At 45.1% G+C, this 22534-nt stretch carries 20 protein-coding genes; 2 read left to right on the forward strand and 18 right to left on the reverse strand.

Going from position 1 to position 22534, the window contains the following annotated elements; all coding sequences use genetic code 11:
- The first annotated feature begins 83 nt into the window (after nt 1-83).
- On the forward strand, nt 84-1667 hold the full coding sequence (locus R7O12_RS00170) for a LysM peptidoglycan-binding domain-containing protein (protein ID WP_005391819.1): 1584 nt from the start codon (nt 84-86) through the stop codon (nt 1665-1667).
- On the forward strand, nt 1664-2350 hold the full coding sequence (locus tag R7O12_RS00175; RefSeq protein ID WP_005380375.1) for a YIP1 family protein: 687 nt from the start codon (nt 1664-1666) through the stop codon (nt 2348-2350). The genes R7O12_RS00170 and R7O12_RS00175 overlap by 4 nt, the downstream gene beginning before the upstream one ends.
- 1 nt (nt 2351) lies before the next feature.
- On the opposite strand, the gene R7O12_RS00180 is transcribed toward R7O12_RS00175, so the two are convergent.
- The 18 genes from R7O12_RS00180 to frr all read right to left on the reverse strand — a co-directional run bounded on the left by R7O12_RS00180 (nt 2352) and on the right by frr (nt 22510).
- Nucleotides 2352-3197: an endonuclease/exonuclease/phosphatase family protein gene (locus R7O12_RS00180; protein ID WP_017820747.1), complete on the reverse strand. Its 846-nt coding sequence runs from the start codon at nt 3195-3197 to the stop codon at nt 2352-2354.
- Between the two features lie 140 nt (nt 3198-3337).
- Entirely contained in the window at nt 3338-3676 is a 339-nt protein-coding gene (glnB, locus tag R7O12_RS00185; RefSeq protein WP_005380372.1) for a nitrogen regulatory protein P-II, read from the reverse strand.
- A gap of 187 nt (nt 3677-3863) precedes the next feature.
- Nucleotides 3864-4178 (reverse strand): c-type cytochrome, encoded by a 315-nt coding sequence (locus R7O12_RS00190; RefSeq protein ID WP_005391816.1) that lies wholly within the window; start codon nt 4176-4178, stop codon nt 3864-3866.
- A gap of 70 nt (nt 4179-4248) precedes the next feature.
- Nucleotides 4249-5559: a tRNA lysidine(34) synthetase TilS gene (tilS, locus tag R7O12_RS00195; RefSeq protein ID WP_047102601.1), complete on the reverse strand. Its 1311-nt coding sequence runs from the start codon at nt 5557-5559 to the stop codon at nt 4249-4251.
- A gap of 106 nt (nt 5560-5665) precedes the next feature.
- Entirely contained in the window at nt 5666-6625 is a 960-nt protein-coding gene (gene accA / locus R7O12_RS00200) for an acetyl-CoA carboxylase carboxyl transferase subunit alpha (RefSeq protein WP_318125530.1), read from the reverse strand.
- Between the two features lie 46 nt (nt 6626-6671).
- A complete protein-coding gene (gene dnaE / locus R7O12_RS00205) occupies nt 6672-10151 on the reverse strand; it encodes a DNA polymerase III subunit alpha (protein WP_005385364.1) in 3480 nt (1159 codons plus the stop codon).
- Nucleotides 10152-10232: 81 nt separating this feature from the next.
- Nucleotides 10233-10868 (reverse strand): ribonuclease HII, encoded by a 636-nt coding sequence (rnhB, locus tag R7O12_RS00210; RefSeq protein ID WP_025768249.1) that lies wholly within the window; start codon nt 10866-10868, stop codon nt 10233-10235.
- 9 nt (nt 10869-10877) lie between these two features.
- The gene (gene lpxB / locus R7O12_RS00215) at nt 10878-12017 is read right to left on the reverse strand and encodes a lipid-A-disaccharide synthase (protein ID WP_017636041.1); all 1140 of its coding nucleotides are present in this window, start codon (nt 12015-12017) and stop codon (nt 10878-10880) included.
- A 119-nt stretch (nt 12018-12136) separates the two neighbouring features.
- On the reverse strand, nt 12137-12925 hold the full coding sequence (gene lpxA, locus R7O12_RS00220; protein WP_005380357.1) for an acyl-ACP--UDP-N-acetylglucosamine O-acyltransferase: 789 nt from the start codon (nt 12923-12925) through the stop codon (nt 12137-12139).
- A gap of 1 nt (nt 12926) precedes the next feature.
- Nucleotides 12927-13379: a 3-hydroxyacyl-ACP dehydratase FabZ gene (gene fabZ, locus R7O12_RS00225; protein ID WP_005380349.1), complete on the reverse strand. Its 453-nt coding sequence runs from the start codon at nt 13377-13379 to the stop codon at nt 12927-12929.
- A gap of 232 nt (nt 13380-13611) precedes the next feature.
- Nucleotides 13612-14643, reverse strand: coding sequence for a UDP-3-O-(3-hydroxymyristoyl)glucosamine N-acyltransferase (lpxD, locus tag R7O12_RS00230; RefSeq protein ID WP_005380347.1), 1032 nt, complete (start codon nt 14641-14643; stop codon nt 13612-13614).
- 6 nt (nt 14644-14649) lie between these two features.
- Complete coding sequence (locus R7O12_RS00235; RefSeq protein WP_005391804.1) at nt 14650-15159, reverse strand: OmpH family outer membrane protein; 510 nt, start codon at nt 15157-15159, stop codon at nt 14650-14652.
- A gap of 13 nt (nt 15160-15172) precedes the next feature.
- Nucleotides 15173-17587 carry an outer membrane protein assembly factor BamA gene (bamA, locus tag R7O12_RS00240; RefSeq protein ID WP_005391802.1) on the reverse strand — a complete coding sequence of 805 codons (2415 nt, stop codon included), beginning with the start codon at nt 17585-17587 and terminating at the stop codon, nt 15173-15175.
- 44 nt (nt 17588-17631) lie between these two features.
- Complete coding sequence (gene rseP / locus R7O12_RS00245) at nt 17632-18990, reverse strand: sigma E protease regulator RseP (RefSeq protein WP_005380334.1); 1359 nt, start codon at nt 18988-18990, stop codon at nt 17632-17634.
- Nucleotides 18990-20195, reverse strand: a complete 1206-nt coding sequence (ispC, locus tag R7O12_RS00250; protein WP_054577587.1) for a 1-deoxy-D-xylulose-5-phosphate reductoisomerase — start codon at nt 20193-20195, stop codon at nt 18990-18992. The genes rseP and ispC overlap by 1 nt, the downstream gene beginning before the upstream one ends.
- A gap of 50 nt (nt 20196-20245) precedes the next feature.
- A complete protein-coding gene (locus R7O12_RS00255) occupies nt 20246-21088 on the reverse strand; it encodes a phosphatidate cytidylyltransferase (protein ID WP_005385351.1) in 843 nt (280 codons plus the stop codon).
- A gap of 12 nt (nt 21089-21100) precedes the next feature.
- Complete coding sequence (locus tag R7O12_RS00260) at nt 21101-21856, reverse strand: isoprenyl transferase (RefSeq protein ID WP_005380331.1); 756 nt, start codon at nt 21854-21856, stop codon at nt 21101-21103.
- A gap of 96 nt (nt 21857-21952) precedes the next feature.
- The gene (gene frr / locus R7O12_RS00265; protein ID WP_005380330.1) at nt 21953-22510 is read right to left on the reverse strand and encodes a ribosome recycling factor; all 558 of its coding nucleotides are present in this window, start codon (nt 22508-22510) and stop codon (nt 21953-21955) included.
- Nucleotides 22511-22534: the final 24 nt, after the last annotated feature.

The following is a 22534-nucleotide window of genomic DNA, read 5'->3' on the forward strand; positions in this document are numbered from 1 at the left end:
TGTCTATTATCTTGCGACTGCCACGCACATTACGTTGCGCGACAGGCAGGTGAAGATAAACAGGCCCTAAATAGGCTGAATCCATGCGTTTGAAGTATACTTGGGCGTTGGCGTTGTTATTATCTGGCTGTCAATTGACTCAGTCAGATTCAACGTCTTCTACACCAGAAACCAATAAATCTGAGCAGACTGCAAAGCAAAATGCAGTAAAAGCTCAACCGGGCAATAAATCGTCACTAGCAAAAAAATCCGCTAACGACGCGCCTAAAGTTCTCTCCCCCCAAGAACAAGAAGATGTGTGGCAACGTATCGCCATGCAGCTGGACATGGATATCCCAAACCACAAGAAAGTGGACTACTACCGTACGTGGTATTTAAAGCACCCAAATCACCTTTACACGGTATCTAAGCGTGCTACCCCTTTTCTATACATGATCACAAAACGTATCGAAGAGCGCGGACTCCCAATGGAGCTTGCATTACTTCCTGTAGTGGAAAGTTCATTCGATGCCTTTGCCTACTCACATGGTAGCGCGGCTGGGTTGTGGCAATTTGTCCCAGGCACCGGAAAAATGATGGGATTAGAGCAAAACTACTGGTATGACGGTCGCAGAGATGTGGCAGCAGCAACGGATGCAGCGCTGGACTACCTAGTACAACTAAACGAGCGTTTTGATGGTAACTGGGAACATGCAATCGCCGCTTATAACAGCGGTGGAGGCCGAGTTTCTAGCGCAATTCGTAAGAATAAAAAGCTCGGTAAACCTATCGATTTCTTCTCATTAGACTTACCAAAAGAGACCAGCAGTTACGTTCCTAAGCTATTGGCCTTGGCTGACGTTATCGCAAACCAAGACAAGTACGGACTTAATATTCCTGCAATTCCAAACAAGCCTGTTCTAACGCTTGTTGATCCAGAAGAGCAGTTAGATCTGGCTATTGCCGCAGATTATGCCGGCATTAGCGTAAAAGAGTTGCAGAGTTACAACCCAGCATACAACCAGTGGTCGACAGCGCCTGAGGGGCCGCACCAACTTTTGATTCCCGTAGAGAAAAAAGAGACTTTTCTCACCAAGGTGGAGAAAAATCGCGGTAAAGGGATGAAGGTCGCTCGCTACAAGGTGAAATCTGGCGACTCTTTAAGCGTGCTAGCTAATAAATACGGCACAACCACGAAAGTCATTCGGCGTGCCAACGGCCTATCGAATAACAACATTCGTATTGGTCAATACCTGTTGATTCCTACATCAACAAAAGACGATGCAAAATACGCATTAACGGCACAAAACCGATTAAACAAGACTCAATCTCGTGCTCGTGGTCAACTCAAGCTCACCCATGTCGTTCAGTCTGGAGAAAGTTTGTGGTCAATCGCACGTAACAATAAAGTGTCGTATAAATCATTAGCTAAATGGAATGGTATGAGCCCTAAAGATCCATTGCGTGTGGGTCAAAAGCTAGTGATATGGAAGGACTCAGACAAAGGTTCTGTGATCCGTACCGTTTTCTACAACGTTCGCTCTGGCGACACCATTAGCGGCATTGCAAGCAAGTTCAAAGTAAAAACGAACGACATCGTGAAATGGAACTCGCTACACAAGAAAAAATACTTACAACCAGGTCAAAAGCTTAAGTTGTACGTTGACGTAACGAAGGTAAGTGTATGAACCCATCAAGCAATCCACTTGTGATGCTGTTGGACATTTTTCGTTCTCCAACATCTTGTTTTCTCGCGCTTTATCAACGCGGTGGATGGGGATGGCAACCGTTCATCTTCCTGATGCTTAGTCCGTTTTTATTCTGGGGTGCTTACTTTTCGAATGTCGATTTCACGTGGCTCAGTGACCAACTTGCTGCGCAATTTCAGCAAATCGACCCGAAGCAGATTGAGCTATTAGAACCAAACACGCTAATGGCAAGCGCGATCATCAATGATGTATTCAACCGCTTTGCCACCTTACTATTGCTCGCGCTTTGGTTCTTTCTTGCAACAAAGGCAAGCAAACAACAATACGGTTACTGGAAATGGTTTGCCGCATCGTGTGCTATCTTATTCCCAGCAGTATTGGGCGATGTAGCAAGTTACGCGAGCTTGCTACTCAAGCATGGTCAGGTAATGACTTACGCTGCCGATTTAAATAGCCTCAATGGTCTATTAAAGCTGCCTCTTACTAACGAATGGTCTCATTTCGCTAGCTCGTTACCTTTGCTTCTGCCTTGGTACATTGTGCTCGGCTACGGCGTTGTACTGACGTGGACGGAGTTTGAACGTGGCCAAGCTTTGGTGATTGCAAGCCTGCCATGGGTATTCTTCTACGTTATTTGGGCACTTTATATTGTGGTAACCTAAGCTAGTCATTTAACGTAAATGACAATAACAATGGGTTATGATCGGAAGCGTCGCTCTGCGGCGCTTTTGCGTACTTAAGCGTCAGACCTCGGTAAAACACATGGTCCAGTGGTAACCCTGTTATAAATTGGACTCGATGATCCGGCAAGAACGCCACCTCTTGTAAGTCCGCAGCCTTTAAGGCCTGCCTCATCGCATTAACGCGAGATTTACTCCAGCTATTGAAGTCTCCAGCAAATAGAATTGGCCCCACATGATGCTTTAAAAGCATTTCAAGCGCCGTTAACTGAGATATATACTCTTTTGTACCTACGGTGAAGTTAATCGCATGTACATTCACCACTGCGAGTTTCTCGCCATTACTCAAGTGATACTGGCTATATAATGCAGACTTAGGTAAGCGAAGCCACGGCTCTTTAGAGGTGTAAGCGCAGGCTTTTTCTGGTTGCCCTTGAGCAATACTAATTACACCGGCACCGCTACCCAGCGCCTTAAAAGCACTCACTTGATTACTAACCCAGCGACCATCCACCAACCACTGTTTAAATGATGGTGTCATGCTGGCTTCTTGCAATAACAGCAGCTGCTTATCAGCAGAGAATTCATTGAGTGCACTTTGCCAATTCGTTCGGTTCTGTTTGTAGATATTCCAGACAAGTACATTGATTTCACCGCCCTGATCCAGAGCTTTTGAGCCGCTAAATTCGATACACCTAATATCCTGCGTCAACTCTGAGCCTCTTTGAGTAATGATTTGCGGCTGATCTGGTACGGTGAAAATAACCTGGAAGCCGACCAATACCGCCATAATAAGAAAAGCTAACGCCAGAAAAAAACGCTTAAACATACGACAAACCTGAATGTAGGCACCCGAAATCTAGAACAACCAATCTCGGGTTAAATGATTTCACTAATAAGCAAACAACAAAAAAGGAGCCACTTGGCTCCCTTTTAGCATAATAAATACGAAACAGGTGACAAGAAACCTTAGATCGCGTCTTCGTCTTCTTCACCAGTACGAATACGAACCACACGCTCAATATCAGTGACGAATATTTTACCATCACCAATCTTACCAGTTTGCGCGGTTTCAATGATTGTCTCTACGCATTTATCAGCCACATCTTCCGTTACAACGATTTCGAGCTTCACTTTAGGTAGAAAGTCCACCATATACTCTGCACCACGGTAAAGCTCTGTGTGACCTTTTTGGCGACCAAAACCTTTCACTTCAGAGACGGTCATCCCTGTAATGCCAACTTCAGCTAGCGCTTCTCGAACATCATCCAGTTTAAATGGCTTGATAATCGCTTCAATTTTTTTCATGTTCATCCCTTAAGCTTCAATCGATTGCGCTTATTATCGTTTAGCGTTTCGCAACATTCAATGTTTGTCTCTGATCCACCAGCGAAAATCCAGATTGAGCAAATTAACATAGCGAATATCGTGAGTTGATAAAACCCCAGTGAGGACTGCTCAATGCCCAATCGTCCAAGCTTTTTCAGACTCGCGTTTACTTCAAACTTGCGTAGTAAGCCGCTAGGTTAGCGATATCTTCATCAGACAACAATGAAGCTTGAGCTTGCATCACAGCAGCAAGCCCACCTGTTCGCTCTTTATTTTTATAAGCTTTAATTGAACTGATAATATATTGCTCATTTTGCCCTTTCAGATTTGGGTAACCCGGAATGACAGCAATACCATCAGCGCCATGACACGCCGCGCATACTCCCGACTTTGCTTGACCTGCTGTAGCATCTCCCGCAGCTAGAGCTTGCCCACTAAACATGGTTAACGCCACCATTGCACCCATGATTGTTTTCTTCATTGCTTCACCTAATCAATTATTATTTAAGGATTTTTATATTTTATAATCGACATTGTGGCATGAATTTTCATTACCTGCGCCAAATAAGTTCACAATCTTGACCATTAAACGCCTGATCAACGAACAGATCTGCCACAGCAACGACTCGATCTTGATACATCAAAATCGGAATTTGACGACGCAGCCAGCTTGGCACATTGTATTCTTGGAACAACTTCTTCAGTTTTCGACTGTGATTACGCGTGGTTGGATGCGCTGATAAGCCTTCCGGATTAAAGGTCACGCGAAGCAATTCTGGCTGACTCGGAAGCGCAATCGTTGCGTTGCTAGAACTCGTCGTTAAGGTCAGCTCCCCTAGCCGCTCTGGAAGCGATAAAACGGTATCGACTTGAATCGTACTTTGCCACTCAGTGACGTCAGCGATTTCCGTTACCCAATAGAGACGATTTCGAAAACGGCGCACTTCACCTTGTTTAAGTTGTAGTTTGGGGTTGGCATCTTGCTGAGCTAATGCCACTTCATTCCAGATGAGATTGAGTTGTACCTGAGTCGGCATACTAGTATTAAGATTAGCTAGCCACATACGAATCAAGCGCGCACGAGCTAACTCACTGTGCTTAGCCAGCTCTTCAATACTCAAACTTAGATCCGTTTGTAAAGCGCGTTCAAACACCGCGCTCAATAGTTCATCCAATAGCGCTTCTTGTTGAGCACATAAACTTGCACTGCGCTGAACCGCTTGATGGATACTCGGCCAACGACCAGACAACTCAGGAATAACACAATGACGAAGAAAGTTACGATCATAACGGGTATCTTGATTGCTTTCGTCTTCCACCCACTCCAAACCTAATTTAGTAGCCGCGTCTTCGATGGTTTTCCGCTTGATAGTAAGCAATGGTCGAACTAGGGACCCACTAGAAAACGGCATACTCTCCGCCATCGAAGATAACCCTTTTGGCCCGCTGCCTCGCTTAAGAGCAAGGAGAAAAGTCTCTAGTTGATCATCAGCATGTTGGCCGGTCAACAGTATATCGCCTTCTTGAACGTACTTAGTTAAGGCTTGATAGCGAGCTTCACGAGCAAGAAGTTCAATACTTTCACCATTGCTGATGTCTAAGCTCACTCGCTCAATCGAGCATGATATCCCCACTTGTTTTGCCCACAGTAGGCATTTATCAGCCCAATCATCGGCATTCGAGCTCAAACCATGGTGCACATATACGGCGTGGCACTCTATCGAATGCGCTTGTTGATAGCGACTGAGTAATTCGAGTAAAAGACGTGAATCCACTCCTCCGCTAAACGCCAAGACAACCTTAGTGCCTGATTGATAGTAGCGGCCGAGAACTTGAGCAAAATGCAGGTAAAGCGATTCCATAAGCGATCCGATAGGTACAAAAAAGGGCTGGACTCTCATCCAACCCTTTCTATTTTAACTGTTATCACTTGAGATATCAGCTAACGCTTAATAGCAATCACCGAAATTAACAGTAACCGTAGCTCATTAGGCGCTGGTAACGACGTTCACGTAGCGTCTCTTCATCCAATTGTTCTAGATCTTCTAGCTGACGAAGTAGTGTTGCTTTCATATTCGCTGCCATTTGAACATGATCGCGATGAGCGCCACCTAGTGGCTCTTCAATGATTTCGTCGATCAGTTCAAGCTCTTTAAGACGAGGAGCAGTTAGACCCATCGCTTCTGCAGCTTGCGGCGCTTTGTCTGAATCACGCCATAAGATTGAAGCACAACCTTCAGGAGAGATTACTGAGTATGTAGAGTACTGAAGCATGTTCACGTAGTCGCCTACACCAATTGCTAGTGCGCCGCCTGAACCGCCTTCACCAACAACGTTACAGATTACTGGCACTTTAAGACCAGACATCACTTTTAGGTTTTTCGCGATTGCTTCAGATTGACCACGCTCTTCTGCGCCCACACCTGGATACGCGCCAGCCGTGTCGATAAATGTGATGATCGGCATGTTGAAACGCTCTGCCATTTCCATCAAACGTAGCGCTTTACGGTAACCTTCTGGTTTTGGCATACCAAAGTTACGTTTCACTTTCTCTTTGGTTTCACGACCTTTTTGGTGACCAATGATCATCACAGGGCGGCCTTCAAGGCGAGCCATGCCACCCACAATCGCTTTGTCGTCTGCAAACGCGCGGTCACCCGCTAATTCATCAAACTCCTCAAAAGCGTGTTGGATGTAATCTAGCGTGTAAGGACGTAGTGGGTGACGAGCCAGTTGAGCTGTTTCCCATGCGCCTAGGTCGCTGAAGGTTTTTTTCTTCAGCTCTAAGCTTTTCTTCTCAAGCTGTTCGATTTCTTTATCCAGGTCAATCGCAGAATCAGCACCGTGACGAGAGACATCACGTAATGCTTCAATTTTCGCTTCTAGTTCTGCAATTGGCTTTTCAAATTCAAGAAAGTTTAGGCTCATCTATGAATCCTTGTTTACTCAGCGTCTAACATATTGCGCTGAATTTTTAGTTAAATTCGAGTTCTACCTGGCTTTTGCCAAGCAACTGTTTTAAATCGTCGAGTAATGTATCACTTGGCGTAACTCGCCACTCGGTGCCCAATGTTAACCGCGCTCTGGCGTCGGCACGCTGGTAGTATACATTGACGGGTACGGTTCCGGCTTTGTGCGGTTCTAAAATACGGCTGAACTGCTCAAAAAACTGATCATTGATCTGATTTGCATCTATCGATACCGACAAACCACGAGCGTATTTCTCGCGCGCACTGCCGAGATCCATAACTTCACGCGCCGACATTTTAAGGCCACCGTTGAAGTCATCAAAGCTGACCTGTCCAGAAACGACCAAAATTCTGTCTTTTTCGAGAAGTTCAGCGTATCGATCCAGCGCATCAGAGAACAACATCACTTCCATGCGGCCACTTCGGTCATCCAGTGTCATAATACCAATTCGTGTACCACGCTTGGTCGTCATTACACGAGCGGCAATAACCAGGCCGGCTACCGTGACAGATTGATCGCGGCGAGTGGGCGTTGCGTCTTTTAGTCGACAACTGGTGTATTTGTTTAGTTCCTTTACGTAGGCGTTAATTGGGTGCCCTGTCAAATATAGACCTAGGGTATCACGCTCGCCCTCTAACCACACTTTTTCTGGCCAAGGCGGAACTTGCGTATACTTGTGCTCTACTTCTTCAGGCGCATCCGTTAGCACACCAAACATATCCGTTTGACCAAACGCCTCAGCTTGGTGATGTTGACTTGCGGCTTTTACCGCATCATTGAGTGACGCCATCATCGCCGCGCGGTGTGGGCCTAGTCGATCCAACGCGCCCGCGTAAATCAGCTTCTCTATCACTCGTTTATTGACACGTTTTAGATCAACTCGAGCACAGAAATCAAATAGGTCTTTAAAGTGACCACCTTTATTTCTCGCCTCAAGAATCGCATCGATAGGGCCTTCACCTACCCCTTTTATCGCACCAATACCGTAAACAATTGCGCCATTTTCATCAACATTAAAGCGATATAGGCCAGAGTTGATGTCTGGTGGCAGCACGGTAAGCTTCATACGGAAACACTCATCGACCAAGCCAACGACTTTTTCCGTGTTATCCATATCGGCTGTCATTACCGCAGCCATAAATTCGGCAGGATAATGTGTTTTCAGCCAAAGAGTTTGATAAGAAACCAATGCATAAGCAGCAGAGTGCGATTTGTTAAAACCATAACCGGCGAACTTCTCTACCAAGTCGAAGATTTTCATCGCCAACTCGCCATCGATACCGTTCTTTATCGCACCTTCTTCAAAGATAGCACGTTGTTTTGCCATCTCTTCTGGCTTTTTCTTACCCATTGCACGACGGAGCATGTCCGCACCACCTAGCGTGTAACCCGCTAAGATCTGCGCAATCTGCATTACCTGCTCTTGGTACAGGATGATGCCGTAGGTTGGATCAAGCGTCTCTTTTAGAGACTCGTGTTGCCACTTTTCATCTGGATAAGAGATCGCCTCTCGGCCATGTTTACGGTCGATAAAGTTATCTACCATGCCCGATTGCAAAGGACCCGGACGGAAGAGTGCTACCAATGCGATAATGTCTTCGAAACAGTCTGGCTGAAGTCGTTTGATCAGCTCTTTCATGCCTCGAGATTCAAGCTGGAATACTGCTGTCGTTTCAGAGTTTTGCAACAAACGGAAAGAGGCAGGGTCTTCTAACGGTATGGATTCAATTTGAACCGGTTCTTTCCCTTCTCGCTCTAGTCGTGGGTTAATCAGTCCTAACGCCCAGTCAATAATGGTTAAGGTACGTAAACCCAAGAAGTCAAACTTAACTAGGCCAGCGGTCTCAACATCGTTTTTATCAAATTGAGTAACCGGAAAGTGACCTTCAGCGTCTGCATAAATTGGCGCAAAATCGGTAATTGTTGTAGGTGAAATTACAACACCACCAGCGTGTTTACCGGCGTTTCGCGTACAGCCTTCCAAAATATGACACATGTCGATGAGTTCTTTAACTTCCTCATCGGCCTCATACAATTCAGGTAGTGCAGGTTCAGCTTTAAACGCTTTATCTAGCGTCATACCTGGATCGGGCGGGATCAGCTTTGAAATACGATCAACAAAACCAAATGGGTGGCCCAATACGCGGCCAACGTCACGGATTACCGCTTTTGCCGCCATGGTACCAAACGTGATGATCTGAGACACCGCGTCACGACCGTACATTTCCGCAACGTGGTCAATAACCTGGTCACGTTTATCCATACAGAAATCGACGTCGAAATCGGGCATCGAAACACGTTCTGGGTTCAAGAAACGTTCGAACAGCAAGTCGTATTCTAGTGGATCCAGATCGGTGATTTTTAGTGCGTAAGCCACCAAAGAACCAGCACCGGAACCACGTCCAGGACCGACAGGAATTCCATTATCTTTTGACCACTGGATGAACTCCATTACGATCAAGAAGTAACCAGGAAATCCCATTTGGTTGATAACATCTAGCTCTATCTGAAGACGTTCATCATATTCAGGGCGGCGACGTTTTCTCTCTTCCTCATCTGGAAATAGGAACTCTAAACGCTCTTCCAACCCCTCTCGGGATTTCATGACTAGGAACTCAGTCTCTTTCATCCCTTCGGTTGGGAAAGCTGGTAGGAAGTACTCCCCTAAGCGCACAGTCACGTTACAACGCTTCGCTATCTCGACACTGTTTTCTAACGCTTCAGGAATATCAGCAAACAGCTCGCACATTTCTTCTTCTGTACGAAGATATTGCTGCGGACTGTAGTTTTTTGGCCTACGCGGATCTTCTAATGTGTAACCATCGTGAATCGCTACGCGTATTTCATGAGCATCAAATAGGTCTGGACTCAGGAATACAACTTCATTGGTCGCCACTACTGGCAAGTCTTGCTGCTCTGCCAATTCAACCGCAAAGTGAAGATAAGTTTCTTCATCTGGACGACCGGTACGAAGTAGCTCAAGATAAAAGCGATCTGGAAAATGCTGTTTATAGAAATCAACACACCCTTGCACTATTTGACGGTTGCCTTTCAAAAGGCCGCGACCAATTTCTCCGCTTTTACCGCCGGATAATACAATCAGGCCTTCAGACATTTCAGCCAACCAGGCTTTGTCAATCACTGGGTGGTGTTGAACATGTCCACGTAAGTACGCTTTTGATATCAATAACGTCAGGTTCTTATAACCTACATTATCCGCCGCAAGCAAAGTCACTTGTGTCAGCTCTTCACCAAACTCGTCCGACTGCATTTTAAAGTCAGCACCAATGATCGGTTTAACACCACTGCCATGCGCCGTACCGTAAAACTTCACCAAACCACATAGGTTGGTAAAGTCGGTCAACGCCATTGCGGGCATACCGAGCTCAGCAACTTTCTTTACGATTGGCGGAACTTTGTTGAGGCCATCCACCATCGAGAAGTCACTATGAACACGCAGGTGGATGAATTTGGGATCTGACATTAACAGGTACCGTGTAACTCTATTTTGTTGGGGATTCTAACCTAAAGAGGTTGGGTTTATAACACCAATTAGATCGTTTGATTATTCTATGCTTAACGCTTTTTTTACTGGCTTGAAACTCTTGCGGTGTTCACTGATCACTCCGTGTTGCTCAATCGCTTCAAAGTGCGCTTTAGTTGGGTAACCTTTGTGCTTCGCGAAGCCAAATTGTGGATGAAGTTTATCCAACTCTTCCATCTCTTGGTCACGCACGACTTTGGCAATAATGGAAGCCGCACTGATTTCGGCAACACGTAGATCGCCTTTTACTACAGCTTGAGCATCCATTGGCAGCTCCGGACAACGGTTACCATCAATCAACACCAAATCAGGTTGAACCTGTAACCCCGCCACTGCACGCTGCATCGCAACCATAGTCGCCTGTAAAATATTCAGTTGATCAATTTCTTCAGGAGAACAACGCCCGACCGCCCACGCCAATGCTTTTTCTTTGATTTCAGGAAGCAACGCCATGCGTTTCTTTTCGGTCAATTTTTTCGAATCGTTCAACCCTTCAATAGGATTGTGAGGATCAAGGATAACCGCAGCGGTGACGACGTCTCCCACCAAAGGGCCACGTCCGACCTCGTCGACTCCGGCCACAAGCTGATAACCTTGCGGATATTCAAACGGAGGGAGTTCAACTTTGGTTTTGGTCGCTTTTGGTTTAACAGCCATGATAAATCTCTATTTCTCAATCAGTTTTAGAACTGCGTTTGCGGCTTGTTGGTCCGCATCTTTACGAATCCAATGATGCATTTCCGTAAATTTATCTAACATCGGTTTATTGTCGCTTTCCAATAAGCGAGAAACCTCAGTAAACAAATTGTCTGGTGTGCACTCATCTTGTAGATATTCTTTGACGAGCTCATCATCCGCCAAGATATTCGGCAATGACACATACTTCGTTTTCAATAGACGTTTAGCTAAGAAAGCAGTAAATGCATTCACACGATAACCCACCACCATTGGACGCTTGAGAAGCATACACTCCAACGCTACGGTACCGGAGGCCAACATCACGGCATCGGATGCGGTGATGACGTTGCGTGCGGTGTCATCAACTAACTTGAAGTCCAACTCTGGCGCTAGCTCTTTCCATGCTTGTTCAAACTGCTCACGGCGTTTTTGATTAACAAGCGCGACAACAAACCCTAGTTCTGGAAATTTTTTATGGAGTAACTTGCAGGTTTCAATAAATGGCTCTGAGAGCATTTTTAACTCGCTACCACGACTGCCTGGCAGGACAGCAAGCCACTTTTTATCTTGTTCTAAACCAAGCAACTCACGTGCAGGCGCTTGTTCTGATTCTAGTGGGATGGCATCAGCCAAGGTATGACCAATGAACTCGCAAGGTACATTAAATTTGTCGTAGAACGCTTTCTCAAACGGAAGAAATGCTAGCACCAAGTTCGTTGCCGCTTCTATTTTAAAGATGCGCTTCTGACGCCAAGCCCAAACAGACGGACTCACGTAATGAACGGTTTTAATGCCCGCTTGCTTGAGGTCAAGCTCCAGGCGTAAGTTGAAGTCAGGAGCATCGATCCCGATGAAAACATCAGGCGGATTCTGAGTAAAATACTGAACGAGCTCAGCTTTCACTTTAAGAAGTCTCGGTAAGCGGCCTAAAACCTCGACTAATCCCATCACCGCAAGCTCTTCCATATCAAACAGAGACTCGCAACCTTGGGCTATCATTTTCGGACCACCAATGCCTACGAACTCTGCGTCTGGATATTGTTGCTTTACTGCTTTGATAAAGCCTTCACCTAGCGTATCGCCAGACAATTCTCCGGCAATGATGCCAATACGTAATGGTCTTTCCATATCTACTTCGCTATTTTTCCTGTGCGCTATGGATAACGGTTTGCCTTATCCATAAAACACAAAAAGATCGTAACCTCAAATTTGGTCACGATCTTTTTATTTATTGGTTCATTCGCCAATTAACGAATAATGCCACGTTCCGTCGTTTCCAGAATATCTGAGAAACGCTTCACAGCCGGCCACTCTTGAGCCATTTCAGCCAGAATAGGCTTCACTTCTTCTAGCGTCTTACCTGAACGGTAGATTTCTTTATACGCTTTTTGTAGCGCACGAATCTCTGGTTTCTCAAAGCCATTACGCTTCAAGCCAACAAGGTTCAAGCCGAATGGAGTAGCGTGGTTACCTTGCGCGAGTACATAAGCTGGGACATCTTGCACCACAGCTGAACAGCCGCCAATGTATGCGTAAGCGCCCACTGTACAAAACGGATGAATCGCAGACAGTGCCATCACACCGGCATAGTCATCAACAGTAACGTGACCACCAAGAATCGAGTTATTACCGATATGAGTGTGGTTACCAATAACAACATCATGCGCAACGTGTGCATTCACACACAATAAGTTGTCATCACCAATGATCGTGGTTGCTTTGTCTTGCACTGTGCCGCGGTGAACTTGGACCGCTTCACGAATGACGTTACGGTCACCGATAACCACAGTTGTGTCTTCACCACCGTATTTTTTGTCTTGGTTTTCTTCACCAATGACAGCATGTGGGAAAATACGGTTATCTTTGCCAATAGTTGTGTGACCTTTGATCACAACGTGAGACATCACTTCTGTGCCTTCACCAATTTCAACCGTAGAGGTGATGTACGTAAAAGGACCTACTGTTACGTTAGCACCAATTTTGGCGCCCTCTTCTACCACCGCTGCCGGGTGGATTTTAGCGGTTTCATGAATCATATTAAAACTCTCGACGAGCACACTTCAGCTCTGCAGAACATACCACTTCACCGTCAACTTTTGCTACACCGCTAAATGCAGCAATGCCGCGACGTTCTTTCAGAAATTCTACCTCAATAACCAATTGGTCGCCCGGAACCACTGGTTTACGGAATTTCGCGCCGTCTACGCTTGCAAAGTAGTACAGTTCATTTTCTGTTGGTGCACCAAATGATTTAAATGCAAGTAAGCCTGTTGCCTGAGCCATTGCTTCTAAAATCAAAACACCTGGGAATACTGGTAGTTGAGGAAAGTGACCTGTGAACTGAGGTTCGTTAACCGACACGTTTTTAATCGCGTGAAGGTACTTCTCTTCTTGGAAGTCTATCACTCGGTCGATCAATAAGAATGGGTAGCGATGAGGTAGTAGCTCTTGAATTTCAGAGATGTTCATCGTTTTCTTTTCAGTAGTCAAAGTCGTCTTCCTATATCAATTTTTTGCCGCCAAGATGGCAAACGTGGCAACAGGTCGTAAAGCCGAATCGCTTTGCAATATACTAGCAAAATACGCACCATCTTGGAGTTAAATCTACTTAGAGCGCGTCATTATAGAAGAAAAAGACCCGCATTTCGCGAGTCTTCGTACAGAATATGGAACTAGAGCCTGTTAGCTTTCACGTTAAATACAGAGCGAAAGATAACTTGTTCTAAATTTCTTCTTTCTGTTCCAGCTGTTTTTCAACCGCTTTCAGGCGCTTATTCATCTCATCAATACGGTGAACTCGAGTTGCAGTTTTACGCCACTCTCTGTTCGTTTGTAGTGGAATACCTGATGAGTAAAGGCCTTTTTCTTCGATACTGCGCATTACCATGCCCATACCTGTAATCGCCACACCATCTGCGATAGTGATATGGCCATTCAGAACAGACGCGCCGCCAATCTGGCAGTACTTACCAATTTTTGTACTGCCCGCGACAATAGTACCACCAGGCATCACGGTACCATATCCGATCTGCACGTTGTGCGCGATTTGAAGTTGGTTATCCAGAATGACATTGTCTTCAATGATAGTATCTTCGAGTGCACCGCGGTCAATCGTAGTACAAGCACCAATCTCAACGCGGTTACCGATACGCACTGAACCAAGCTGAGGGATTTTGATCCACTCGCCTTTGTCATTCGCATAACCGAAGCCATCAGAGCCAATGACGGTACCCGATTGAACAAGACAGTCATCACCTAATGACACTTCATGGTAGATAGTGACATTAGCCCAAAGCTTGGTGTTATTCCCTAGCTTGGCGTTCTTACCGATAAAACAACCAGCGCCAACGCTTACGTTATCGCCGAGTTCTACGCCCGTTTCAATCACAGCGTTAGCGCCGATTGTAACGTTCTCACCCATCTTAACGTCAGCGGCAATCACAGCACTTGGTGCAATATCGTCTGCCGGTTTTGGTGTGGTATCCATCGCTTGAACCACACGAGCAAATGCGACATAAGGGTCTGAAACCACTAGCGCATTTCCAACGCATTGATCTTTATGCTCAGCCTTTACCATAACAACGGTAGCTTGGCACTCAGAAAGGTGTTTTGCGTATTTTGGGTTAGACAAGAAGGTTACGTCACCTTCTTGTGCTTTATCCATTGGGGCAACACGGCTTACAACGAGAGACTCGTCACCAAACAGCTCACCCCCGGTAATTGTCGCCAATTCGGCTAATGTCAATGTCTTCATAACTTCTTATTTTAGAGCTTTAATTACGTCTTCAGAGATATTGTATTCTGGCTTGCCGTACTGCAAAGCAGAGATATCAATCACAAGATCGTAACCATTTTTGTCTGCGACTTTCTTAACTGCATCTTGAATCGTTTTGAAAAGCTTCGCTTTTTCTTCAGCTTCACGACGCGCACTTGCTTTTTCAAGTGCTTGTGCTTTCACTTTGTACTCGCTGTCTAGCTTCGCGATATCGATACGTAGCTTTTCAACTTCGTCTTGACCCAAAAGCTCGCCGTCACGTTGTAGCTTCTCAATCTTTGTTTTAGCTTGTGCTTGGATTGACTTCAGTTCATCAGCTTTGCTTTTGAAGTCTTTCTGCATTTTTTGTAGTACAACTTCACGTTGAGGAAGAGCTTGAAAAACTTGAGCTGTATTTACGTAAGCAATTTTCTGTGCAGCTTCTGCCGCATTTGCAAACATTGAAGAGCTCAGTACAAGAAGGCCAATCCCAGCCGCTTTGATCATTTTATTCAAAATATTTTCCTCTTTAGAAAGTTCTACCGATAGTGAATGTGAAGAACTCTTCATCATCGCCATCAAATTTCTTAATTGGTTTCGCTAGTGAGAAGACTAGTGGCCCCATTGGAGACATCCACTGCAACGCCGCACCGTAAGAAGAGCGGTAGTTGGTTGGATCTGAGTAATCGTAGTAGTAACGGTCACCATATTCCGCACCTGAATCGCGGTAGTCAAACTCCGTATCCCAAACACTTGCCATATCAAAGAAGATACTGGTACGAATTTGGTTTTGTACTTCTTCTGATGCAAATGGTGTTGGGACAATCAACTCAACACTTGCTAGCGCTACGGCGTTACCACCAACAGAGTCATCTGTTGCTGTATCTGCGCCATTGTTTGAACCAGATGTATCACGGTAAACCGCTTTAGGACCAACAGAGTTTGAGCCAAAGCCACGAAGCGATGTAAAGCCACCTGCGTAGTAGTTTTCGTAGAATGGGAACAAGTTATCGTTGCCATCCGTTTGACCGTAACCATTACCGTAACCTAAGCGGCCACGGAACAAGAGGGTAAACTCGTGCTTTTTAGTCAATGGCACATACTGACGAACATCGTACTGCATTTTGAAGTATTGAACGTCAGAGCCAGGTACGGTCATTTTATAGAATGCACGCTGATGGTTACCTGCCGTAGGGAAGTAGCCACGGTTTAAGTTATTACGTGTCCAAGAGATATTGAAGTCGAAATCGTTTGTGTTCAACGCTCCACTAGAATCAATGTTGTCTGCTTGTGCTCGTAAGAACTGCTCTACCTGTAAGTAAGGCGATAAGTTACCGATCTTGTTGTGCGTATAACCGACACCGAATTCAAAACGGTTCAACTCATCGAATGGGAAACCCCACGTTAAGCTCGCGCCATAGCTTTCGTTGGTATAGTCAACGATATTGGCTTCTTTCGCTTCAAATTCGTTATAGAAAACCTTACCACCTAAGCTTACACCGTCTAAGTTCCAGTACGGATCACGGTAATCTAGACTGATGTTTTTCTGGTAGTCATTCATCATCGCGTTGATACCAACACGGTTACCACTACCAATGAAGTTATCTTGTTGCAGGCCAACCTGGAAGCTCACACCCGATTCTGTGCCGTAGCCAACACCGAAGTTAACGCTACCAGAGTTCGCTTCTTTGACAGAGTAAACTAGGTCAACTTGATCATCACTACCAGGAACTCGAACCGTCTGTACTTCAACATTTTCAAAGTAGCCCAAACGATTTAGACGAGTTTTACCCGTTTCAATCGATTTCGAGTTCAACCAACTGCCTTCCATCTGACGCATTTCACGACGAAGGACTTCATCTTTGGTTGAGTTATTACCCGTGAAGCGAATGTCACGAACATAAATTCGGTTACCCGGATCTACGTTAACGACCAAAGAAACTTCTTGATTCTCGTCGTCAAACTCAGGAATGGTATTCACTTGAGGATAAGCATAACCGGACTCACCAAGCACACGCTTAATCCCTTCTTCCATTGAAGTAACCAACGAGCCGTTGTATGTCTCATTGTCTTCAAATGGCACAAGTCTTTCGAACGTCGCTTCCTCGCCAATCAAATCACCACGGAACTTCACGTCCTTAACGGTGTAAACCTCGCCCTCTTCTAGACCAAGAGTAATGTATACCCCTTTCTTGTCAGGAGAGATTGCAACTTGTGTCGAATCAACGTTAAATTTTAAGTAACCACGATCCAGGTAGAATGATTTGAGTGCTTCAATATCACCTGCAAGAACTTGCTTTTGATACTTTTCATCAGAAAGGAAATTCCACCACGGCACATCAACATTTAAGTTAAAGCGCGAAAGCAGTTCTTCATCACTGAACACTTCATTACCGATAAAGTTGATTTGCTGAATTTTTGCCGACACACCTTCAGTAAAGACAAACTTAAGATCAGAACGATTACGTGGTAGTGGAGTCACCACCGCTTTTACTGTTGCGTTGTATTTACCTACGCTGTAGTAAAAGTCTTCTAAGCCTTTTTCAATGTTGCTTAGCGTGGTGCGGTCAAGCGCTTCACCTTCACGAACGCCAGACGCGTTCAGGTTTTCTTGTAGCTGCTCGTCCTTGATTGCTTTGTTACCTGAAAAAGAGATGCTTGCAATGGTAGGACGTTCTTTGACTTGAACCATCAGAACACCACCGTCACGCAACACTTTCACATCTTCAAAGTTACCAGATGCATACAGGGCGCGGATAATTTCTGCAACATCGCCTTGGCCAATGGTATCACCGACACGTACAGGCATTTTCAACAATGCAGCACCCAGTGCTACACGCTGCAATCCATCGATTTCAATATCTTGAACTACGAAGTTCTCTGCTCCATTTGCAGATACACTGGTCGCCAGTAAACTTGCAAATAGAATTCGCTTAATCGCCATACTTGTTCTAATTATTCCTTGCTACTGCTTTTGTCTCTGAACTATCACAGACGAGTAAAATCATTAAATAGCGCTAACGCCATGAGCGAGAAGATGATCGCACCACCAATTCTAAAGCCCATTTCCTGCACTTTCTCAGGAACAGGACGTCGAATGACTGCTTCAATTGCAAAAAACAACAAATGACCGCCATCCAACATTGGTAAAGGAACGAGATTAATAATACCTAGGTTAACACTAATTAGAGCGAGAAAACCTAAAAAGTAGACCAAACCATAATCTGCTGTCGCGCCTGCGCCTTTGGCTATTGATATTGGTCCACTCAGATTATTCAGACCAACGTCTCCAACAATAAGCTTCTTAAGCATGCTGATTGTCAAACCAATGACTTGGCCAGTTTTGTCTACTGCTTTACCTATTGACTCGAATACACCAAACTGAAGATCGAAGCGATAACTTTCTGGCCATTCTGCGACTTTAGGTGCAATACCTGCAAAACCAACGACTTCTTTGTTAGCTAGCTCACGGCTACCGGGCGTCAGCGTCAATGTTTGCTCATAACCCTGACGTAACACCGTCAATTCAAGCGGTGTATCAGGATTAGAACGAACCGCTTCAACTACTTGCTTCCATTCGGTCACGCGTTGTTGACCAATTGCGACAACCTCATCACCTGGAAGCACACCGGCTTTTTCCGCCGCTCCACCTTGCGAGACCTGCTCGATAACTCGATACACCTCCGGTGTATACGGAGCAAAACCTAACGACTGCATCGCTGACTGAGTTTCTGGGTCGAACTTCCACTCACGTAAATCGAGCGTTTTCGTTACTTCTGAACCAACTTCATTCGCTGACGTTAGTGTTACCGTCATCAAATCATCGCCAATATGAGAAATCAATCCCATATTTACTGATTCCCAATCCGGAGTTTTGATACCAGATATCGATTTAAGTTCCATTCCAGATTCAATTCCAGCTTCCGCAACAATCGAATTGGGCGTAACTTCACCAATTACAGGCTTAACAGCTGGGATACCAATTAGAAATACCAGCCAATAGGCAAAAATTGCGAAAAGAAAATTAAAGATGGGGCCAGCCGCAACAATAGAGGTACGCTTCCATAACGGCTTCTTATCAAACGCTAGGTGCTTCTCATGTTCTGGCACCTCATCGACACGGCTATCAACCATTTTCACATAGCCGCCGAGAGGGATCATTGAGATGCTGTACTCCGTTCCGTCTTTGCCTACTTTACTCCAAATAGACTTGCCGAAACCGATTGAAAACTTTTCAACTTTAACGCCGCAACGGCGAGCAACCCAAAAATGCCCAAATTCGTGCACGGCAACAAGAATGCCCAGTGCGACGATAAAAGAAATGAGATTCCACAATATACCAGTCATCAGCTACGCTCGCGTATGGTTTCTAGGGCAATAGTTCGTGCCATTCTATCTAGCTCGAGCAAGCTTTCCAAGCTATTCGCATTCTCAGCTTTGCAGCTTGCGTTGATTTTATTCAACACAGACTCATTGATGCGAGCAATATCGGTAAAACCTAGTCTGTTATTTAAAAATGCATCAACAGCGACTTCATTAGCTGCATTCAATGCCGTTGTTGCGTGTTGACCTTCATAACAAGCATCAATTGCGAGTTTTAAACATGGGTAACGAGCAAAGTCAGGCTGCAAAAACGTCAGCTCACCAACTTTCGTGAAGTCTAGCGGCTTAACCCCAGCTTCTACTCTTGACGGGTATGACATGGTGAGCGCAATTGGCGTCGCCATATCCGCTTCTCCCATTTGTGCCAAGACCGAACCATCACGATACTGAACCATAGAATGAATCACAGATTGAGGATGAATAACCACCTTCAGTTGTTCGCGAGCAGCATTAAATAGCCACTTAGCTTCTATATACTCAAGGCCTTTATTCATCATCGTGGCAGAATCAACAGAAATTTTTGGCCCCATCGACCAGTTTGGATGAGCGATCGCCTGAGCGGGTGTCACCTGCTCCAGTTCTGCGATGTCAGTGTAACGGAAAGGACCACCAGATCCAGTCAACAAAATATGAGAAATGCCATGTTCTTGTAAATTGCAACGACCTAGATTGGTTTGTACTTGCTGTGGTAAACATTGGAAAATGGCGTTGTGTTCACTGTCGACGGGAAGTAGCTCTGCGCCAAATTCTTCTACAGCATCAATAAATAGCTGGCCTGACATTACAAGTGCTTCTTTATTTGCCAACAAGACTCGCTTACCTGCTTTCACGGCAGCCATGGTAGGCAATAAGCCAGCGGCTCCTACAATAGCAGCCATTACACTGTCGACCTCGTCCAGCGAAGCTATATGACATAGCGCATCAGTACCACCTAGCACTTCGGTACCTGGCGAAACCGAGTGTAGCTCAGCTTGAAGTTTAGACGCCGCAGCTTTATCTGCCATGACCGCATATTTAGGTTGCCACTGACGACATAGACCGATCATCTTTTCAACGTTAGTGCTTGCCGCTAAGGCAACGACAGAAAACAGATCTGGGTTTTGTTCGACCACTTTAAGCGTGCTTGCACCAATTGATCCAGTAGCACCAAGAATCGTTAACTTTTGCATGTTGTAAGACCGTTAGAAAGCTCAGGAGCGACGACGCCGCTCCTGATAAATTAGAATACGTAGTAAAGAAGAGCAAAAACTGGGAATGCTGCGGTTAGGCTGTCGATACGATCTAGCACACCACCGTGCCCTGGGATAATGTTACTGCTGTCTTTAATGCCTGAGACACGTTTGAACATACTTTCAACCAGATCACCAAGCACTGAAATAACGACAGTAACCAGCGTAATCAGCACCATATGGACAGGGCTAGTGAACTGGATATCGAACCAATCAGCAAATGCCCACGCTACGATTAATGCCGTGATAATGCCACCAATTAGCCCTTCAATGGTTTTATTGGGGCTTACATGAGGAGCCATCTTACGTTTGCCTAAGCTTTTGCCTGCAAAGTAGGCGCCGCTATCTGCAGCCCATACCAAGAAACAAACGTACAACACAAGCTTTGCGCCGTGGTATGGATCTACAGTGATGTCATACGCTCTGAGAATAATCACACTCCAAAGGAATGGGATTAATGTCAGAAAACCAAATACATGACGTAAAACAAAATTACTTTGCCAAGATTTCGTCGTTTTGGGGTAAGTAATCGCCATTAAGCTAGCAATAATCCACCAAACAAAACCAATACCCAAGACGACATAATGAGGTGTCGTTAAGTGATTGAGGCTATATGCATCAGGCGAGATGTATAGAAAACTAAGTCCGGTAATAATGATTGCCGGCACAAGGGCAGCAATGCGAGAGTTGCTTCCTGTAAACTGAGTCCACTCCCAAAAACCTAATAGCGTTATTGCAGTTAAAGCGGCAATAAAGCCCATTAGCGGTAATTTAAAAATGCCTAAAATAACCAGGGGAGCTAAAATTAGTGCTGTTATTATTCTCTGTTTCAAACTAACTAGTCCTTATTGAGCTGCCATCAATGCCTTTATTTGTTCACCTGTACAGCCAAAACGACGTTCTCGGTTGATAAACCAAGTTACAGCTTCTACCAAACTGTCTTCATCGAATTCTGGCCAGTACTCTGGTGTAAAGTACATTTCTGCATAAGCCATTTGCCACAACATAAAGTTGCTGATGCGGCACTCTCCACTGGTGCGAATTAAAAGATCCACTTCCGGTAGGTCTGCCATGGTCAAATGCTCAGTGATTAGCTGCTCATTGATATCCTCTACACGAATTTCACCGTTACGTGCTTTTAGCGCTAACGTTTTAGCAGCTTCTGTGATGTCCCATTTACCGCCATAGTTGGCTGCAATGTTGATCACCATACCCGTGTTATCTGCCGTTAGGTTTTCTGCTTCTACAATTTTCTTTTGTAGACGCTCACTAAATCGACTGGTATCACCGATCACGCGCAACCGTAAGTTATTTTTGTGTAGTTTTTTTACTTCACTAGACAGGACCGTGATAAACAGTTCCATCAAAAGACCCACTTCTTCCTCCGGACGACGCCAGTTTTCACTACTAAAAGCAAACAGCGTCATGGCTCTAATGCCTAGTTTTGAAGCAGCAGCCACGGTCTTACGAACGGCACTAACGCCTTTTTTATGACCAAATACGCGAGGTTTTCCTTTGGACTTAGCCCAACGGCCATTACCGTCCATAATGATGGCAATATGCTTAGGAAGGGAATCAGAGAAGGCTTGAGAATTTTGCATAGGGAGTTAATTGAGTTCCATCAGTTGGATAGACTAACATAAAAAAACGCTGAGCTGTGAGCACAGCGTTTTCCAACAGTGATGTGTGTGGGAGTATTAAACTTCCATCAACTCTTTTTCTTTTGCAGCAAGAACTTCATCGATCTTCTTAACTGCAACGTCAGTTAGCTTTTGAATTTCGTCTTGTGCTTTACGGTCTTCATCTTCAGAGATTTCTTTATCTTTTAGAAGCGCTTTAAGATCGTTGTTTGCGTCACGACGGATGTTACGAACAGCAACACGACCACCTTCAGCTTCACCACGGACGATCTTAACTAGGTCTTTACGACGTTCTTCCGTTAGCGGTGGAAGTGGAACGCGGATGATAGTGCCAGCTGACATAGGGTTTAGACCAAGGTCAGACGTCATGATCGCTTTTTCTACTTTCGGCGTCAGCTCTTTATCAAAAACCGTGATTGCAAGTGTACGTGCATCTTCAGCAATAACGTTTGCTACTTGGTTTAGAGGTGTTGCTGCACCGTAGTATTCTACAGAAATACCAGATAGTAGGCTTGGGTGTGCACGACCTGTACGAATTTTAGAAAGGTTGTTCTTAAGCGCTTCAACGCTTTTATCCATGCGCTCTTGCGCGTCTTTTTTGATTTCGTTAATCACAGTTTCACCTTAAAAATGTCATCT

It is taken from the genome of Vibrio sp. Vb1574, from assembly GCF_033338675.1.

Coding starts and splice junctions, on each gene's coding strand:
- R7O12_RS00175 (WP_005380375.1), top strand. CDS start 1,664: ATGAACCCATCAAGCAATCCACTTGTGATGCTGTTGGACATTTTTCGT.
- tilS (WP_047102601.1), bottom strand. CDS start 5,559: ATGGAATCGCTTTACCTGCATTTTGCTCAAGTTCTCGGCCGCTACTAT.
- lpxA (WP_005380357.1), bottom strand. CDS start 12,925: ATGATTCATGAAACCGCTAAAATCCACCCGGCAGCGGTGGTAGAAGAG.
- ispC (WP_054577587.1), bottom strand. CDS start 20,195: ATGCAAAAGTTAACGATTCTTGGTGCTACTGGATCAATTGGTGCAAGC.
- accA (WP_318125530.1), bottom strand. CDS start 6,625: ATGAGCCTAAACTTTCTTGAATTTGAAAAGCCAATTGCAGAACTAGAA.
- R7O12_RS00170 (WP_005391819.1), top strand. CDS start 84: ATGCGTTTGAAGTATACTTGGGCGTTGGCGTTGTTATTATCTGGCTGT.
- rseP (WP_005380334.1), bottom strand. CDS start 18,990: ATGACTGGTATATTGTGGAATCTCATTTCTTTTATCGTCGCACTGGGC.
- lpxB (WP_017636041.1), bottom strand. CDS start 12,017: ATGGAAAGACCATTACGTATTGGCATCATTGCCGGAGAATTGTCTGGC.
- R7O12_RS00260 (WP_005380331.1), bottom strand. CDS start 21,856: ATGCAAAATTCTCAAGCCTTCTCTGATTCCCTTCCTAAGCATATTGCC.
- lpxD (WP_005380347.1), bottom strand. CDS start 14,643: ATGAAGACATTGACATTAGCCGAATTGGCGACAATTACCGGGGGTGAG.
- R7O12_RS00190 (WP_005391816.1), bottom strand. CDS start 4,178: ATGAAGAAAACAATCATGGGTGCAATGGTGGCGTTAACCATGTTTAGT.
- rnhB (WP_025768249.1), bottom strand. CDS start 10,868: ATGGCTGTTAAACCAAAAGCGACCAAAACCAAAGTTGAACTCCCTCCG.
- bamA (WP_005391802.1), bottom strand. CDS start 17,587: ATGGCGATTAAGCGAATTCTATTTGCAAGTTTACTGGCGACCAGTGTA.
- glnB (WP_005380372.1), bottom strand. CDS start 3,676: ATGAAAAAAATTGAAGCGATTATCAAGCCATTTAAACTGGATGATGTT.
- dnaE (WP_005385364.1), bottom strand. CDS start 10,151: ATGTCAGATCCCAAATTCATCCACCTGCGTGTTCATAGTGACTTCTCG.
- R7O12_RS00180 (WP_017820747.1), bottom strand. CDS start 3,197: ATGTTTAAGCGTTTTTTTCTGGCGTTAGCTTTTCTTATTATGGCGGTA.